Origin of the sequence: Candidatus Nitronauta litoralis (assembly GCA_015698285.1) — a bacterium.
Lineage (GTDB): Bacteria > Nitrospinota > Nitrospinia > Nitrospinales > Nitrospinaceae > Nitronauta > Nitronauta litoralis.
The window spans coordinates 153,637-168,349 of the sequence record CP048685.1 but is presented as its reverse complement, the minus strand read 5'-3'; the positions used below and the strand labels follow the sequence as shown (position 1 = coordinate 168,349).

Genomic DNA, 14,713 nt, shown 5'->3' with positions numbered 1-14,713 from the left:
TAATCCTTATTTGGTTTGCCCTTGAAAACGATGGGTGAATTGCGGACAATTGTAACCGATTCGGGGGCAGTCCGTTTTTATATAGTTTGATAGGGAGGATGAATCGTAGTGAAGGTAGTCACGAAAAACGGTCTTCCGCTTGGATTGGGTATCCGGGTTCAATCATCTGTCCGGGGAGAACAACATCGTGTGTCCATTCGTGGATGGATGGACAATCAATATATCATCGCAGATATCCCGAACTTCCATGGTGAGGTGATACGTCTTGCGCCCCAAACCGGGGTGACCATCAATTACACTATCGATGGGACATTTGTTTCCTTCAAGACTGCGGTTCTGCACACTTTCTACCAGGCAGTCAGCCTGATGATTCTGGATTTCCCCAGGAATTTTGAGACCTATAATCTACGCCGGCATCAGCGTCAAAGGGCGCATTTTCCGCTCGCATTTTCCATAGAGGAAAATGCGGTCTCGCCCAAGCAGGGGACCATTCGGGATATCAGCATTAAGGGGGCGCTTATTATTCATTCGGATATGTTGCAAAAAGGAGATCGTGTCTTTTTGAACTTCCAATTGCAAACTGGGAACCTGGCCAATTTACCCGCCGAGGTTCGCAACATCCGGGTAAATAAAAAGAATGGCAGTGAACAGTTTGTGTCCGGGCTTCAGTTCCTTCACCCGCACGACGACCAGGTCAGGGTTCTTCGAGAGTTTGTAGAAACCCGGTTGAACGACCGCCGCAACCTAAAACGAGCTTAACCCTCCCCGGCAACACCCAATTCACGATCGCGTATTTTTTTTACCCTGTCGCGTAATTCAGCAGCTCTTTCAAAATCCAGATCCTTGGCGGCCTGATACATCTGTTTTTCGAGCCGATCTGCCAGGGCAATCAGGTTTCCTCCGGATTCATATTCCTCCTCCTCTTCCTGAACTACCTGAACAGTAGCAGATGGTTCCATCATAGGCAGAATTTCCTGTATCGATTTTTTTATCGAAGCGGGCTTGATTCCGTGTTTCTTGTTGTATTCTTCCTGAATTGTCCTGCGGCGTTCCATTTCATCAATGGCTTTTTGCATTCCGGTGGTCACCTTGTCGGCATACATGATGACTCGCCCCGACACATTCCGAGCGGCACGACCCGAGGTCTGAATCAGCGACGTCGCCGAACGGAGGAAACCTTCCTTGTCCGCATCTAATATAGCAATGAGTGAGACTTCGGGAATGTCGAGACCTTCTCTTAACAGATTGATTCCGATGAGGGCATCGAATTCTCCAAGGCGCAGTTCCCGGATAATCTGCACACGTTCAATGGTGACGATGTCGGAGTGCAGGTATTTAACCTTCAAACCCATCTCCGTGTAGTGTTCAGTAAGATCTTCAGCAAAGCGTTTGGTGAGGGTTGTGATGAGGGTCCGTTCGTCTCGTTCAGCGCCTTTCAGAATTTCATTGTAAAGGTCGTCGACCTGACCTTTGACCGGACGGACATCTATAGGGGGATCAACCAGGCCAGTGGGTCTTACAATTAATTCAGCTACCTTTTTTCCCGATGTTTCGATTTCATATTCCCCCGGGGTGGCGGAAACGTAGATAACATGGTTCATTCGGTTTTCAAACTCTTCGTATTTTAGAGGCCTGTTGTCAAATGCGGAGGGAAGGCGAAAGCCGTATTTCACCAGGGTTTCTTTTCGCGCTCGATCGCCTTTATACATGGCGTTTAACTGCGGCAGAGTGACATGGCTTTCATCGATAATGATGAGTGCATCGTCTGGAAAATAATCCAGCAAGGTGGGTGGCGGTGTCCCGGGTTTGCGTCCGGTCAGGTGTCGCGAATAATTTTCGATTCCTGAGCAGTAACCCATCTCCCGGATCATTTCCAGGTCAAACATGGTTCTCTGTTCTATCCGTTGCGCTTCCAGTAATAAATTCTGTTGTCTGAATTCCTGGATGCGTTCCCGCAATTCCTCCTGGATCGCAACGATGGCTTCCTCAAGTTTATCCTTGGGGGTGGTGTAATGACTGGCCGGATAAATTGCAATACGATCGAGATCGCGCATGAAACTTCCCGTCAAGGGATCAAAAACCGACAGGCGTTCAATCTCGTCCCCAAAAAACTCGACTCTGATAGCCTCATTGCGTTCGTATACCGGTAGAATTTCCACCGTGTCTCCGCGTACCCGGAATGTTCCCCTCAAGAGATCAAAATCGTTTCGTTTGTATTGTATTTCGACCAGTTTTCGCAGGGCCTTGTCCCGGTCGAGGGTCATGCCGTTTTCAAGAAACAGCAGCATGCCATGATACGCTTCAGGTGAACCGAGGCCATAAATACAGGACACGCTGGCAACGATCACAACATCCCGCCTTTCAAAAAGGGCGTGTGTAGCGGAGTGGCGCATCTTGTCGATCTCATCGTTGATCGATGCGTCTTTCTCAATGAAAGTATCCGTTGTGGGCAGATACGCTTCTGGTTGGTAATAATCGTAATAACTGACAAAATACCCGGTGGAATTGTCGGGGAAAAATGTTTTAAACTCGTTGTAGAGTTGGGCGGCCAGGGTTTTATTATGGGCGATGACAATGGCTGGACGTTGCAGTTCCTGAATCACATTGGCGATCGTGAATGTCTTTCCTGAACCGGTTACTCCGAGAAGCGTTTGCCTGGAGGAACCCTCCTTCAGCCATTGTGTGAGTTGACGAATGGCGCCGGGTTGATCACCGTCGGGTTCGAAATCAGATACTATTTTGAAAGGATCCATGGAGTGCTTTGTCTGGCGTTGTGAGGGATAACGTGTTTATGCTAGAGTGTCCGGCTGGTGCCAGGAGTTTTATTCTCTCACATGGGGCGGGTGGTCCCGAAGGGAAAAATGACTACAGATATTGATGAATCACTAATAAAAACGGTCGAGGTTAACGGTACCCAGATCACGCTGGTAGGGACGGCGCATGTCTCCCATAAAAGTGTCGAACTGGTTGAGGCAAAAGTGGCCGAGGGTGGATACGATTGTATTGCCGTCGAGCTTTGTCCTCCTCGATATAAAAACCTGACCAACAATGATTGGTGGAAAAACCTGGATATATACCAGGTGCTGAAACAGGGACGGGGCAACCTCCTGTTGATCAATCTTGCCATGTCGGCCTATCAAAGAAGACTGGCGGATAAGGTAGGCATTGAACCTGGCCGTGAAATGTCCCGTGCGATTGAACTTGCCCAGGAAAATAATTTGCAGCTTGAAGTTGTGGACAGGGATATCTCGACTACCTTGTCTCGTATGTATCATCGCGTCACCTTCTGGCAGAAAATGAAGCTGGTCACCAGTCTCATTGCCAGTATTTTTGTTGGGGAAGAAGTGACCGAAGACCAGATCGAAGGCCTCAAGGAAGGTGACATGCTGCATTCCATGCTGGAGGAATTTGGTGAAGTGCTGCCTTCAGTCAAAACCGTTCTTATTGATGAACGTGATATTTATATGGTTGGAAAACTGGCAGCTCTTACCGAAGGTCCGGACGCCCCAAAGAGCATTCTTGCCATGGTGGGGGCAGGGCATCTTCCTGGAATGATGAAGGCTTTTGAAGCGATTCCCTCTACTGAAAAAATTGAAACGCTCGAACAAAAACCACCGCCTGGCAAAACAGGATATTACATTGGATGGGCCATTGCTATTGTGGTGCTCTCGATGTTTTTTGTCGGTTACAGCCGTTCGCCCGAAATGGGGTGGGATCTTGTGGTGACCTGGGTAGTGGTCAATGGCGGGATGAGTGCTCTAGGTGCAGCCATTGCACTGGCGCATCCCCTCACGATCTTGTCGGCTTTTGTTGCAGCCCCCATCACGTCGCTCAACCCGACTATTGGTGCCGGAATGGTGGTGGGGATCGTCGAGTCGCTGATCCGCAAACCTAAGGTCAGTGACTTTGAATCCATCAGGCAGGATGTGGCTCAATGGAGCCTTTGGTGGAAGAATGGAGTCATCCGGGTTTTTCTGATTTTCTTTCTGGCCAATCTGGGTTCCGCCATTGGTACCTGGGTCGCGGGTATTTCAATCGCTTCAAAAATTTTTGGGTGAGGCTCCATGAGGACCCTGTCGCCTAAAATTGCGGTGACTCCTCCAGCCATTTGTCGTATCCCTCATCTGCGAGATAATATCTCACGGCTTTTTCCTGAAACTGTGTTCAACGAATCTTCCCAGTATTTTGATGAAAAAGGACTGGTCCGTTTTGCGGGGGAAGCGGATGCATTACTGGTTGGTCGCGATCCGGTCACCGCCGCTGTTCTGGATCAGTTGCCCTCATTAAAAATTGTATCCAAATACGGAGTTGGTCTGGACAACATTGATGAGCCAGCCCTGGAGACCCGGAGTATTGCCCTGGGCTGGGAGGGAGGGGTGAATCGCCGTTCGGTTGCCGAGCTAACCCTCGCGTTTATGTTAAGCCTGTGTCACAACGTCTGGGTAACTGGCAGTTGTCTCAAGCAGGGTGAATGGTTTAAGGATGGCGGTACCGAACTAAGCGGAAAAACAATAGGCATTGTGGGATGCGGCAACGTTGGCCAGGAGGTGGTGCGCTTACTTAAACCTTTCGGATGCCGTGTTTTGGTAAGGGATATTCTGCCTATGTCTGATTTTTGCAGACAATTTTTGGCTGAAGAGGTTGGGTGGGAGCGGGTGATTTCAGAATCGGATATACTCACCTTGCATGTTCCGCTTGATGACAGCACGCGAAGCATGATTGATGAGCTCACTATCAATAAAATGAAACCGACCTCTTACCTGATCAATACCAGTCGAGGTGAGATTGTGGATGAATCGGCTTTGAAGGACGCCCTTTTAATTAAAAAACTGGGTGGTGCCGCCCTCGATGTTTTTTCACAGGAACCGCCCCAAGATTCTGAATTGATCTCTTTGCCCAATTTAATGGTGACCCCACATATAGGTGGCAATGCCAGGGAGGCGGTAGAGGCGATGGCACAGTCCGCTATCGCAAATCTACAAAAGTTTTTTGGAAAGGGTGAAGCGTGACAAGTGAGGACGATACTGAGCCAAAAGATGGCTATGAACGAGAGGATTGGCAAGGTTATTACGATCAGGATGATCTGCGGTGGGACCTGGGTGAAGTTTCCCCGCCTCTGAAACGTTTATGGGAAGAGGGGACACTCAAAACAGGACGGATGATCATCCCCGGATGTGGCCAGGGGCACGAAGTGATTTTTTTTGCACAACAGGGTTTTGATGTCACTGGTGTGGAGTATACCGAGGGTGGGATAAAGTTGTTGCAAGAAAACCTGGGGAAATCAAATCTCAATGCGGAAGTTGTGCATTCTGACTTTTTTGAACTCGATGCCTCTCACCATGGGCGCTACGACCTGATGCTGGAGCAAACTTTCTTTTGCGCGATTCACCCGCGAGATCGCACCCGATATGTTGAGATGGCTTTAAAGGTTTTGAAGCCCGGAGGGTTGCTTGCAGGCCTGTTTTATAATACCGGAGAAGAAGATGGCCCTCCATACAACACCACTGAAGAGGATGTGCGTCAAAACTTTTCCAACGGATTTGACATTGTTTGCCTCGAGAAATGTGATCATTCTATCGAACGCCGGGAAAATAAAGAGTTGCTGGCCGTCCTGCAAAAGCGTTGATTTTAAAAGACTCTCAAAAGCCTTGAAAACCCCCACCGAAATCTAAAGATAATATTTTTGGGTTGCTTCATCTGCTTGCTGTTGATAGTATCAATTGAACAGTTGATGAAATGAAAACTACTATCAAAGCTAAAAATAAACGAAATAAAAAGGTTCCGGTGGACGACTGTTCTTCCAGTCGCCACACTGGGAAAAAGAGGGAAAAGTTAACCGACTCCGTGATATTGGAGCGGGCGGCGGAGATATTTCGCGCTATTGGAGACACTCCTCGCCTGAGGATGCTGGAGCGCCTCGCTCATGAAGAGTGCTGTGTGACGGAACTGGCACAGGAATTTGAAGAGGAAATTTCGACGATCTCCCAACGATTACGGCTGTTGCGTCGGGAGAATCTGGTCAAACGTCGCCGGGAAGGTAAACATTATTTTTATAGCCTGGCGGATGGGCACGTGTTTAACCTTATTCAGACGGTGATTGAACACGCCAATGAAGACCATCGTTAAACCGGACTGAAGCGTTTCAGAGAAGTGATTTTAAGCAAAACCTCATTAACTCCAAAACTTGAGGAGGCTATCCATGAGTTGCGAAGAACATAAAGGACACGATCACCAGCATGGGGCCGACTGCGGTCATGTCGGTATCCGTCATGAAGGCCATGTCGATTATCTTCACGATGGGCACCTTCACAATGTCCATGAGGGGCACGTTGATGAGCATCGGCTGGAAGTAGGAAGTAGTAACCCTGCCGAATGCACACCGGATCATCGTTGTGACGATCATGACAGCGATCACCAGCATGGTGAGGGTTGTGGTCATGAAGCGGTTCCGCATGGCGACCATGTAGACTACCTGGTAGGCGGACACCTGCACCATCCGCATGGATCACATTGTGACAACCACGGACCTGTGCAGGTTGCTTAAAAAAATACAGGTTGTTTGGGGTTACTGCATTAACCGGGCGGCATCGATTGCACCGTAGGTGAACAGGATGTCAGCTCCTGCGCGGCGCATGCACATCAAGGATTCCAGCAGGCACTGGTCATAATCGAGCCAGCCTTTTTCCGCTGCTGCTTTCAACATAGCGTATTCACCGCTGACATGATAAGCCGCGATGGGGAGCTCAGAGTTCTCCCGCGCCATGCGAATGATGTCCAGGAAGGGCAGGCCCGGTTTAACCAGAAGCCAGTCTGCGCCTTCGGCTTCGTCCAGTTGAATTTCCCTTAATCCTTCCCTGTGATTGCGTACATCCATCTGGTAGGTTTTTTTATCGCCTCCACGTGGGGCCGAGTCGAGTGCGTCTCGAAACGGTCCATAAAAATAGGACGCGTATTTCAGACAATAGCTGCAGATTCCCACCTTGGTAAAATTTTCTTCATCCAGAGCTTCCCGAATAGCCAGGACGCGCCCATCCATCATGTCAGAAGGGGCGACGATATCGGCACCCGCGCGTGCCTGTTCCACTGCCATCCCGGCCAGGAGAGGCAGGGTTTCGTCGTTCAGGATTTCCCCGTCTTTCACCAGGCCATCGTGGCCGTCACTTGAATAAGGATCCAGCGCAACATCGGTGATGACCACCATATCCGGAATTTCAGATTTGATTTGCCTGATGGTTCGTTGCAGCAGCCCATCGGGATTCAAACTCTCCTTTCCATAAGGATCTTTCAGGGAATCCTCTATTACAGGGAATAGGGCGGTCCCGCGGATACCCAGGCTGTGGGCCTCCTTCAACTCTTTTATCAATTCATCCGGGCTGAGACGGCAAACTCCCGGCATGGAGCTGACTTCATTGCGGATGTTACTTCCTTCCTGGACAAAAGCCGGTAAAACCAGATTGTGGGGCGTCAGCCGGGTTTCTGCTACAAATTCACGAATACCCGGGCTGACCCGGTTTCTTCTGGGACGATCGATCATGGTGGCATCCTGATGAGATGTGATGGGCTGGACAAGTTGAGCACTGTTTCCTGCACCGATAGCTGAGTTTACAAAATATTCCGGTAAATACAAAACAGGAAAAGTAGTTCTAAAAACTTTACCTTTGATTTACCCGCACTTTGTTATTTTTTGAGATAAGTCCGGCAAATATTGACGAGGTGTTCTTTTGAAACTGGTTTTGTAAGGTATTCAGAAAATCCGGATTTAAGAGCCTTCTCCATGTCGGGTTTTTGTGCATTAGGACCCTTCAGATAATTTGTTGGTTCGGAACGGATCCGGTGTAGAGGATATTGCCCGATTCTTCCAGTGCTATTAAAGTTGCTTCCAGGACGGGTTCCTCACTGAAAGCCATGGTTCCTGTTCGAGAGAAAAGTAAACCCACCTTGATGGGGGCAGAATCCTTTCCCAACTCGGTGCAGGACACTGAGATAAAAAGTAAGGAGATACTTATTTTCCCGGAAAAATAATATTTGTATTGAGAAAGACTTTTTGAATAATGGGCCAAAAGGGGAATCTGGTTTTGGTTTTTCTTGATTTATAGTTTTATTCATTTAGGTTAAAGGAGGCTTATTGAAAAGCAAGGTTTTGATCAACTATGAATTACAGGGCGGATTTGGTCTTGTGACGCTGATTTTTCCGGAGGGAGGATTGTGAGAGTAATTCAAACTTGTATGGTTTTGTCTTTCACGATTTTTGTGCTGGCGTTGAGTGCCACGTTCTCTTTTGCAGATGAACCCGGAGATGCCGGGACGCAATGCAGTCAGGGGCATACCCTTTCCTGTATTACTCTTGGAATAGAAGCAGAAAAGCAAAAAGATCAGGACACCGCTCTTGCTTATTACCGGATGGCCTGCAAGGGCCACCCGACGACAAACCTCAGAGCCTGCACTCCACTACTGGCGTTGTCACGTGCCATGCGGGTCCTTAATAAGGAAGCAGAATTCCTGGAAGACCGTTGCGAAAAGGAAGGTTCGGATGTCTGTTTTTACCTTGGCAAAGAATATTACAGGATCAAGGAATTCAAGCGGGCTGTGAAGCACCTTGAGCCTCTATGCAAAGAAAGCTTTCAGCCAGCAGACAAACGTGACATCGGTCCCTGTTTTCACCTGGCGAGGAGTTTTCATTCCATGAATGATTACCGCAATGCACGGAAGTATTACCGGTTGGATTGCGGAGACAAAATCGAACGTGTGCACCCGAGCTGCGAGAATCTTAGAAATATCAATTTAATCTTTGCCCTCACACCTGAACGAGTAGGACCAAAGCCATTCCTTGTGAATACCAGTGAGCTTCTTTTTTTAGTCCTGTGTGGGCTACCAGGAATCGGTGTGCTGATCTGGTTTTTTGGGCGGCCTGGCGGACTCTGGTTTTTAAAATGGGGAGGACCCCTGGCTTTCATTGGATCCAGTATTACCTGGGGATTTTTTGTGGAGCGCCCGGATGTTATTGTCGGCGACCAGATCCTTCTCGTCCTGGTCCTGACTACGATGACAGGGCTCACTTTTTTTTCCTGGCAGGCACAACCAGAAACCATGAAAAAAGTTGAATCCTCTCCTTCCAGTTAGCTTGTAAATTCCCTGTTTATCTTTTTGGATTTGTCTGCTGGCAATCCTCCTTCAAGAGTGCTGACAAACTTCGCTTGAGGGCTCTATTCAGGTTGTATTGTTGCGCCCTGCTGGTAACCTGAAGGAACAAGTCTTTCTGGAGGTTGCCGCCATGTCTGTTCAATTTTCCCATTTGGATACCAGAGAAACCGAGACCACTGAATCTTTCTTCTTTCAAAATCTGATGGGCACGCGTTTGTCTGAAGATGTGCCTTCCAATGAAGGATACGATCCTATCCTTGAAGAGTCGCGGAGTGAAGAATGGCTTTCAGAACACTGGCGACAGCTTCGGGAAAACGACATGCAGTATGAAGAAGATGTTAACCAGTATCTTATTTTGACATTGGCGGAACTGGCAAATCCGAATTGTCTTGCGCGCGTCAACGAATGTATGGTCAGTCTGGATTCAGATGTCGGGCAGCAGGCGGTGGGTGAGCAGGAATCCACACGCCGTTATCAGTTGTATAAAATCAATGCAGATTTTTTACTGCTCTATCTTGGGTTGCTTGGGTCGGGACCCAGGACTCAAGGGGACGCCTATTTCGATAAAGGGCAGTGCTATTATTTTTCCGCCGCGACCAACCTTAAAGGAATGAAGGGAGGTCGGTCCGCATTGTCGGATGTGCTGGAAAAATTGTCCACGCGTTTTTCGCGCTATGTGAATATTTTACGCCTGATGAAAAACAGATCGGAAAACTATTTCAGCTTTTACAGCCGCATTTCCCAGGACAAACTCGACCGCCTCGGGGCTGACCTGACGCGTCAACTGCACGGACCGGGAAAGGCTTGAATTCTTTGTTTATGTGCTTTGAAATAAGGTTATTCCCAAGGATTAATTAACAAAGTACCTGTATTTTCAAATCCTGAAATGCTGCGCGTCATGATGTGCAGGCCGTTTTGCAAAGCGGTTGCGGCAATGAGGCTGTCACTAACGGGTGTCGATGTGCCTTTCCTCTGCGAAGCGACGAGAATCTCTCCCCAGATCTTCATAGTTTCGAAATCAACCTTCAAAATATTATTCGAATATTCAGTTTCAAGTAACGTGAGCTTGTTTTGCAGGTCTCGTTTTTTCTTACTTTCTTTTAGCAGATGAATTCCTTTGGTGATTTCGCCAATTGTTAAAACTGATAAATAGGTGTCGTTAGGTTTTAGTGCAGCAATGTGATTGCGTACCGTTTCAGAACCACCTTTGCGCCATAATTCTGAAACAACGCAGGTATCGAGCAAGACCTTCATAGGTCTATGTTTCGAGACGGAGATTTTTCGCGTTCAATATCCACTCCATTTAGGTCCACCTCGCAACCGAGTAGGAACTCGATGAAATTAGGTTTTTGGCTCGTCAGGTTTTGGTATTCATTTTCCGAAATCACAACGACCCGGGCATCCTCTAGGGATACAAGTTGTGGGCCTTCAGTCATGGCTTTGTTAACTAATTCACTGAAGCGGTTTTTGGCATCCGCCAGTATCCATTCCATTGCATAACCCTTAAATCCAAATCCAATCCAAGGCGAGGTTCTTCGCTTTGCTCAGAATGACATTGTGGTCCCAGTTTCTGACCTTTTAGAACGAAATTTGTCAAATTAAAGCCAATGCTTGAAAGATGCGCATTCAAAGTGAAAAAGGTCGCTTATTCGACTTAAATCTTTCTAGCGCCGCTCTTTTGCAGTTCTTTTGCAAAAATGACCGGTTTTCTTATATAATCAGGTACCGTATACAACTCTCGTTTATCAGCTTTATTGGGCTCGGTTGGGTATTGACGGGAAGTCATGTTTTGAATTTCTGGAGCAATATGAAAAGCACGTATTTTACCAAGTCCATAAGCGCGTTGATCGTTTTATTCTGGGTCTTTATCCCGGTTTCGGTGGTGTTTGCCAAGGGTGACCCGATTCGTGTGTCGGTCAGCATCCTGCCGCAGAAATATTTTGTTGAAAAGATCGGTGGTCAGCGGGTGACGGTTGAAGCTCTGGTGCGGCCAGGCCAGAAACCAGACACGCTCGATCTATCTCCGCGGCAAGTGGCGCATCTCGGTGACTCCCGCGTGTTTTTTCTGGTGGGTGTTCCATTTGAGAATCAATGGATCCCAAAAATCCAGGGTACACACCCTGACCTAAAGCTGGTGCCCCTTTATCAAGAGCACCGTGTTGCCAAGCGGACAGGCCGGGAAGAGGGTGAGCATTCGCATGCTGAAAACCCGCATCGGTGGCTCAATCCTCTCTGGGTAAAATCCGCAGCGAATATAATTTTAAAGACTCTGGTGGAAGAAGACCCGTCGTCAGCTTCTTATTTCAGAAGGAATCATCGCAAGTTCATAAAAGAGCTGGTCGGGCTGAATAAGGAAATCAAGGTGATGCTAAAGCCGGTGAAAGACAGGGCGTTTTTGACTTACCATCCCGCCTGGAATCATTTTGCAAATAGTTATGGCCTTAAAGAAATTCCAATCGAGATGGAAGGCCGAGAGCCGGGGCCTCGTGCCCTGAGCAAGGTGGTTCAATTGGGTCGCGACCACAATGTGAAAGTTATTTTTATTCAGAAACAATTTTCAAAAGATATTGTGGCCTCCGTGGCGCGTACTTTGGGTGCGAAGGTGGTCTCTGTGGACCCACTCGCGGAAAACTACACGACCAATATGCGGCAGGTGGCGCAGGCGTTTGTTGAGGCAATGCAGGAATGACCGACCCGATTGTTATACAAGAAGTATCTTTCAGTTATAACGGACCTCCTGTTCTGGAGCGCGTTAATCTCACAGTTCCTTCCGGAGAGTTTCTGGGACTTGTCGGCCCCAATGGTAGCGGCAAGAGTACTTTGCTCAAGCTGATTCTGGGTGTTCTGAAACCGCAAATTGGTGACATAAAACTGTTTGGGAAATCTCCCGAGCAGGGACGGGGTCGTATAGGCTACATGCCTCAGATCGCGCAGTTCGCACGCGATTTTCCGATCAGCGTAGAAGAAACGGTGCTGCTGGGTCGACTGGGCAAGACTTCCGCCTTTGGTTTTTTCCGCAAGCGTGACAAGGACATCGCCATGCAGGCGATGCGCGAAGTCGAAGTTGAGAACCTGCGCAAGCGGCCTATCGGAACACTTTCCGGTGGCCAGTTGCAGCGCGTTCTGATTGCCCGTGCTCTGGCCGGTGAGCCGGACCTTCTCATTCTCGATGAACCCACTGCCAACATCGATATGAGAAAAGAAGAAGATATTTTCGATCTTCTTCAAAAATTAAATGAGCGGGTGACGATCCTTGTGGTGTCGCATGACATCGGATTCATCTCTAAGTACATTCACCGGGTTGCCTGCCTCAACCGCACACTGCAGGTACACAAGACCACCGAAATCACCAACGACATCCTGCAAGGCATGTATGAACACCCGGTTCATCTGGTGGCGCATCAGCATCCCCCCTATGAAGGCCATTGATGGAGTTTTTTGACGCGCTTTCTGAATACGCGTTTATGCGTTATGCTCTGATTGGAGGGCTGCTGTCCAGCATCGCCTGCGGCATCGTCGGAACCTTTGTTGTCGTAAAGCGAATCAGCTACCTCGCCGGGGGAATTGCGCATTCAATTATCGGCGGGGTGGGGTTCGCTTATTTTCTGGAGTTCTCTCCAGTCATAGGGGCTTTGGGTGCTGCGGTCGGGTTTTCACTTTTACTGGGTATTGTCAGCCTGCGCCTCAAGGAATACGAAGACACGGTCATCAGTGCACTCTGGTCGCTTGGGATGGCCGTGGGTATTTTGTTCCTTTCCAAAACACCCGGCTACAATATGGACCTCATGCATTTCCTGTTTGGCAGTATACTGGTCATTGGCAACAGTGATCTGATGCTGATCATGGGGTTGGACCTTCTTGTTATCGTCGTTGTGCTGATGTTTTACAAACAGTTTGTGGCGGTATCTTTCGATGAAGAATTCGCGCGGTTACGTGGAGTCAACGTGGAACGGTTTTACCTTTTGTTCCTGATTCTGGTGGGATTGACCGTGGTCCTGTTCATCAAGATTGTTGGCGTAATTCTGGTGATAGCCTTGCTGACCCTGCCTGCAGCCATATCCGGTCATTATGTCCGCTCCATGAATAAAATGATGGTGATTGCGGTCATCTGTGGGATGGTGTTCACTTCAAGTGGTTTGTACGCATCCTATACCTATGACCTCCCTACCGGTTCCATGATTGTTGTGATAGCCGGAATTACTTACTTCTTATCTCTCGCCGGTTGTGCCTTGATGCGGCGAACACCCCTGCGTTAAAAAAAACAAACAATATGGGAAACAGACAATACAAGTCGGGTGAGTTACCAGTTACTCTTTTAGCAGGTTGCCTCGGAGCGGGGAAAACCACTCTGCTCAATCATATATTGACTCAGAACCATGGCAAGCGCATTGCCGTTGTTGAAAATGAATTTGGTGAGATACCGGTTGATCACGAACTGATTATTGGTGTCGACGATGATATTTTTGAAATGAGCAACGGCTGTATTTGCTGTTCCGTTCGAACCGATCTATTGGAAACCCTGGGCCGTCTTTTAAAAAAAGAAGACAGGTTCGATTACATATTAATTGAGGCCACAGGACTTGCTTCTCCCGGGCCCATTGCGCAGGCGTTTCTGGTGGATGAAGAAATGCCGCAGGAGTTGAAACTGGACGGTGTTGTCACTCTGGTGGATGCCCTGCATATCCAAACCCAATTGGAGGATATGGAAGTCGCTTGGGAGCAGATCGCTTTTTCCAGTGTTCTTGTGTTGAATAAGGTAAGTCTTGTGCCACCCCGAACCCTCCAGGAAGTTGAGCAAAAAATACGATCAATCAATCCGGAAGCTGCGATCCATAAAGTGAATCACGCCGAGGTGCCTCTGGATCAACTGCTCAACCTGGGTGGTTTTGAACTCACAGAAAGCATGTCCTTGGCCAAACCTGATGGTGAGCGTCTTGTCTGCGGAGAAGGGGATGGGCAGGCGGTGACTTCTGTCAGTCTGGAAATTCCCGGAAAGCTGGACGAGAACCGGTTCCAGATCTGGCTACAAATGCTGCTTATCGTTGAGGGAATGGACGTTTACCGTGCCAAGGGAATATTGGATTTACCTGAAAGCGATAGTCCTGCACTGTTTCAAAGTGTTTATCAAATGTACGAAAGCAGACCAGGTTCGGGCTGGAAAGGCAAAGAGCCGATGAATCGCGTTGTATTTATCGGGCGTCATCTGGATGCAGACAGGCTTTCAGCAGGTTTCCAGACTTGCCTTTTATAGTATTGGTTTTTTTATTGGCAATTGTTAGGAAACCGTTTGATTGGTCCCATCGGGTTGAAAAACGAACCTGAAACCGAATATCCTTTGAAAGTTATATGGTTCCTTGTTTGTCGACCCACAAGAAAATCTCATCTATGAAAAACAAAAAACAAATATTGGGAATCGTCCTGTTTCTGGGTTTATGCCTGTCCATTGGAGGGTGCAAGTCGCTCGAAACGGACCGGACCTTTAACAAGCCGGGCATGACGGTTTCGTTTCTCCGCCTTTACGAATTGGATGAAGACCTTGAAGATTTCCAGATTGACCATCCAGTAGAGGTCA

The 14,713-nt window shown here is 48.2% G+C and carries 17 protein-coding genes; 12 read left to right on the top strand and 5 right to left on the bottom strand.

The window, feature by feature from the left end:
• Nucleotides 1-108: 108 nt before the first annotated feature.
• Complete coding sequence (locus tag G3M70_00730) at nucleotides 109-759, top strand: flagellar brake protein (protein QPJ60490.1); 651 nt, start codon at nucleotides 109-111, stop codon at nucleotides 757-759.
• Here G3M70_00730 and uvrB read toward each other — a convergent pair.
• Nucleotides 756-2,753, bottom strand: coding sequence for an excinuclease ABC subunit UvrB (gene uvrB, locus G3M70_00725; protein QPJ60489.1), 1,998 nt, complete (start codon nucleotides 2,751-2,753; stop codon nucleotides 756-758). The two genes, G3M70_00730 and uvrB, sit on opposite strands and share 4 nt — an antisense overlap.
• Nucleotides 2,754-2,861: 108 nt before the next feature.
• On the opposite strand from uvrB, the gene G3M70_00720 reads away from it, so the two are divergent.
• The 5 genes from G3M70_00720 to G3M70_00700 all read left to right on the top strand — a co-directional run bounded on the left by G3M70_00720 (nucleotide 2,862) and on the right by G3M70_00700 (nucleotide 6,544).
• Nucleotides 2,862-4,058 carry a TraB/GumN family protein gene (locus G3M70_00720; GenBank protein QPJ60488.1) on the top strand — a complete coding sequence of 399 codons (1,197 nt, stop codon included), beginning with the start codon at nucleotides 2,862-2,864 and terminating at the stop codon, nucleotides 4,056-4,058.
• Between the two features lie 6 nt (nucleotides 4,059-4,064).
• Nucleotides 4,065-5,009 (top strand): phosphoglycerate dehydrogenase, encoded by a 945-nt coding sequence (locus G3M70_00715; protein ID QPJ60487.1) that lies wholly within the window; start codon nucleotides 4,065-4,067, stop codon nucleotides 5,007-5,009.
• Nucleotides 5,006-5,626 (top strand): methyltransferase domain-containing protein, encoded by a 621-nt coding sequence (locus G3M70_00710; GenBank protein QPJ60486.1) that lies wholly within the window; start codon nucleotides 5,006-5,008, stop codon nucleotides 5,624-5,626. Before G3M70_00715 ends, G3M70_00710 begins: the two co-directional genes overlap by 4 nt.
• A gap of 110 nt (nucleotides 5,627-5,736) precedes the next feature.
• Nucleotides 5,737-6,126 carry a helix-turn-helix transcriptional regulator gene (locus G3M70_00705; GenBank protein ID QPJ60485.1) on the top strand — a complete coding sequence of 130 codons (390 nt, stop codon included), beginning with the start codon at nucleotides 5,737-5,739 and terminating at the stop codon, nucleotides 6,124-6,126.
• A 73-nt stretch (nucleotides 6,127-6,199) separates the two neighbouring features.
• On the top strand, nucleotides 6,200-6,544 hold the full coding sequence (locus tag G3M70_00700; GenBank protein ID QPJ60484.1) for a hypothetical protein: 345 nt from the start codon (nucleotides 6,200-6,202) through the stop codon (nucleotides 6,542-6,544).
• Between the two features lie 21 nt (nucleotides 6,545-6,565).
• Here the strand turns inward: G3M70_00700 and hemB are convergent, their stop codons facing one another.
• Both hemB and G3M70_00690 read right to left on the bottom strand, forming a co-directional pair.
• Nucleotides 6,566-7,534: a porphobilinogen synthase gene (hemB, locus tag G3M70_00695; GenBank protein QPJ60483.1), complete on the bottom strand. Its 969-nt coding sequence runs from the start codon at nucleotides 7,532-7,534 to the stop codon at nucleotides 6,566-6,568.
• A gap of 268 nt (nucleotides 7,535-7,802) precedes the next feature.
• Nucleotides 7,803-8,069 (bottom strand): transporter substrate-binding protein, encoded by a 267-nt coding sequence (locus G3M70_00690; protein ID QPJ63659.1) that lies wholly within the window; start codon nucleotides 8,067-8,069, stop codon nucleotides 7,803-7,805.
• 136 nt (nucleotides 8,070-8,205) lie between these two features.
• Here G3M70_00690 and G3M70_00685 point away from each other — a divergent pair, with 136 nt between their 5' ends.
• Both G3M70_00685 and G3M70_00680 read left to right on the top strand, forming a co-directional pair.
• On the top strand, nucleotides 8,206-9,120 hold the full coding sequence (locus G3M70_00685) for a tetratricopeptide repeat protein (protein ID QPJ60482.1): 915 nt from the start codon (nucleotides 8,206-8,208) through the stop codon (nucleotides 9,118-9,120).
• A 151-nt stretch (nucleotides 9,121-9,271) separates the two neighbouring features.
• A complete protein-coding gene (locus G3M70_00680; protein ID QPJ60481.1) occupies nucleotides 9,272-9,949 on the top strand; it encodes a hypothetical protein in 678 nt (225 codons plus the stop codon).
• A gap of 29 nt (nucleotides 9,950-9,978) precedes the next feature.
• Here G3M70_00680 and G3M70_00675 read toward each other — a convergent pair whose 3' ends face one another.
• Together G3M70_00675 and G3M70_00670 are read right to left on the bottom strand one after the other, a co-directional pair.
• Entirely contained in the window at nucleotides 9,979-10,395 is a 417-nt protein-coding gene (locus G3M70_00675; GenBank protein QPJ60480.1) for a type II toxin-antitoxin system VapC family toxin, read from the bottom strand.
• Entirely contained in the window at nucleotides 10,392-10,634 is a 243-nt protein-coding gene (locus tag G3M70_00670; protein ID QPJ60479.1) for a type II toxin-antitoxin system prevent-host-death family antitoxin, read from the bottom strand. The genes G3M70_00675 and G3M70_00670 overlap by 4 nt, the downstream gene beginning before the upstream one ends.
• A 314-nt stretch (nucleotides 10,635-10,948) precedes the next feature.
• Between G3M70_00670 and G3M70_00665 the strand changes: the two genes are divergently transcribed.
• From G3M70_00665 to G3M70_00650, 4 genes are read left to right on the top strand one after another with little or no spacing between them, the layout of a single operon-like run.
• Complete coding sequence (locus G3M70_00665; protein ID QPJ60478.1) at nucleotides 10,949-11,830, top strand: zinc ABC transporter solute-binding protein; 882 nt, start codon at nucleotides 10,949-10,951, stop codon at nucleotides 11,828-11,830.
• Nucleotides 11,827-12,570 (top strand): ABC transporter ATP-binding protein, encoded by a 744-nt coding sequence (locus G3M70_00660; protein ID QPJ60477.1) that lies wholly within the window; start codon nucleotides 11,827-11,829, stop codon nucleotides 12,568-12,570. Before G3M70_00665 ends, G3M70_00660 begins: the two co-directional genes overlap by 4 nt.
• Nucleotides 12,570-13,397, top strand: coding sequence for a metal ABC transporter permease (locus tag G3M70_00655; protein QPJ60476.1), 828 nt, complete (start codon nucleotides 12,570-12,572; stop codon nucleotides 13,395-13,397). The genes G3M70_00660 and G3M70_00655 overlap by 1 nt, the downstream gene beginning before the upstream one ends.
• Nucleotides 13,398-13,411: 14 nt before the next feature.
• Nucleotides 13,412-14,392, top strand: a complete 981-nt coding sequence (locus G3M70_00650) for a GTP-binding protein (protein ID QPJ60475.1) — start codon at nucleotides 13,412-13,414, stop codon at nucleotides 14,390-14,392.
• The last annotated feature ends 321 nt before the right edge of the window (nucleotides 14,393-14,713 follow it).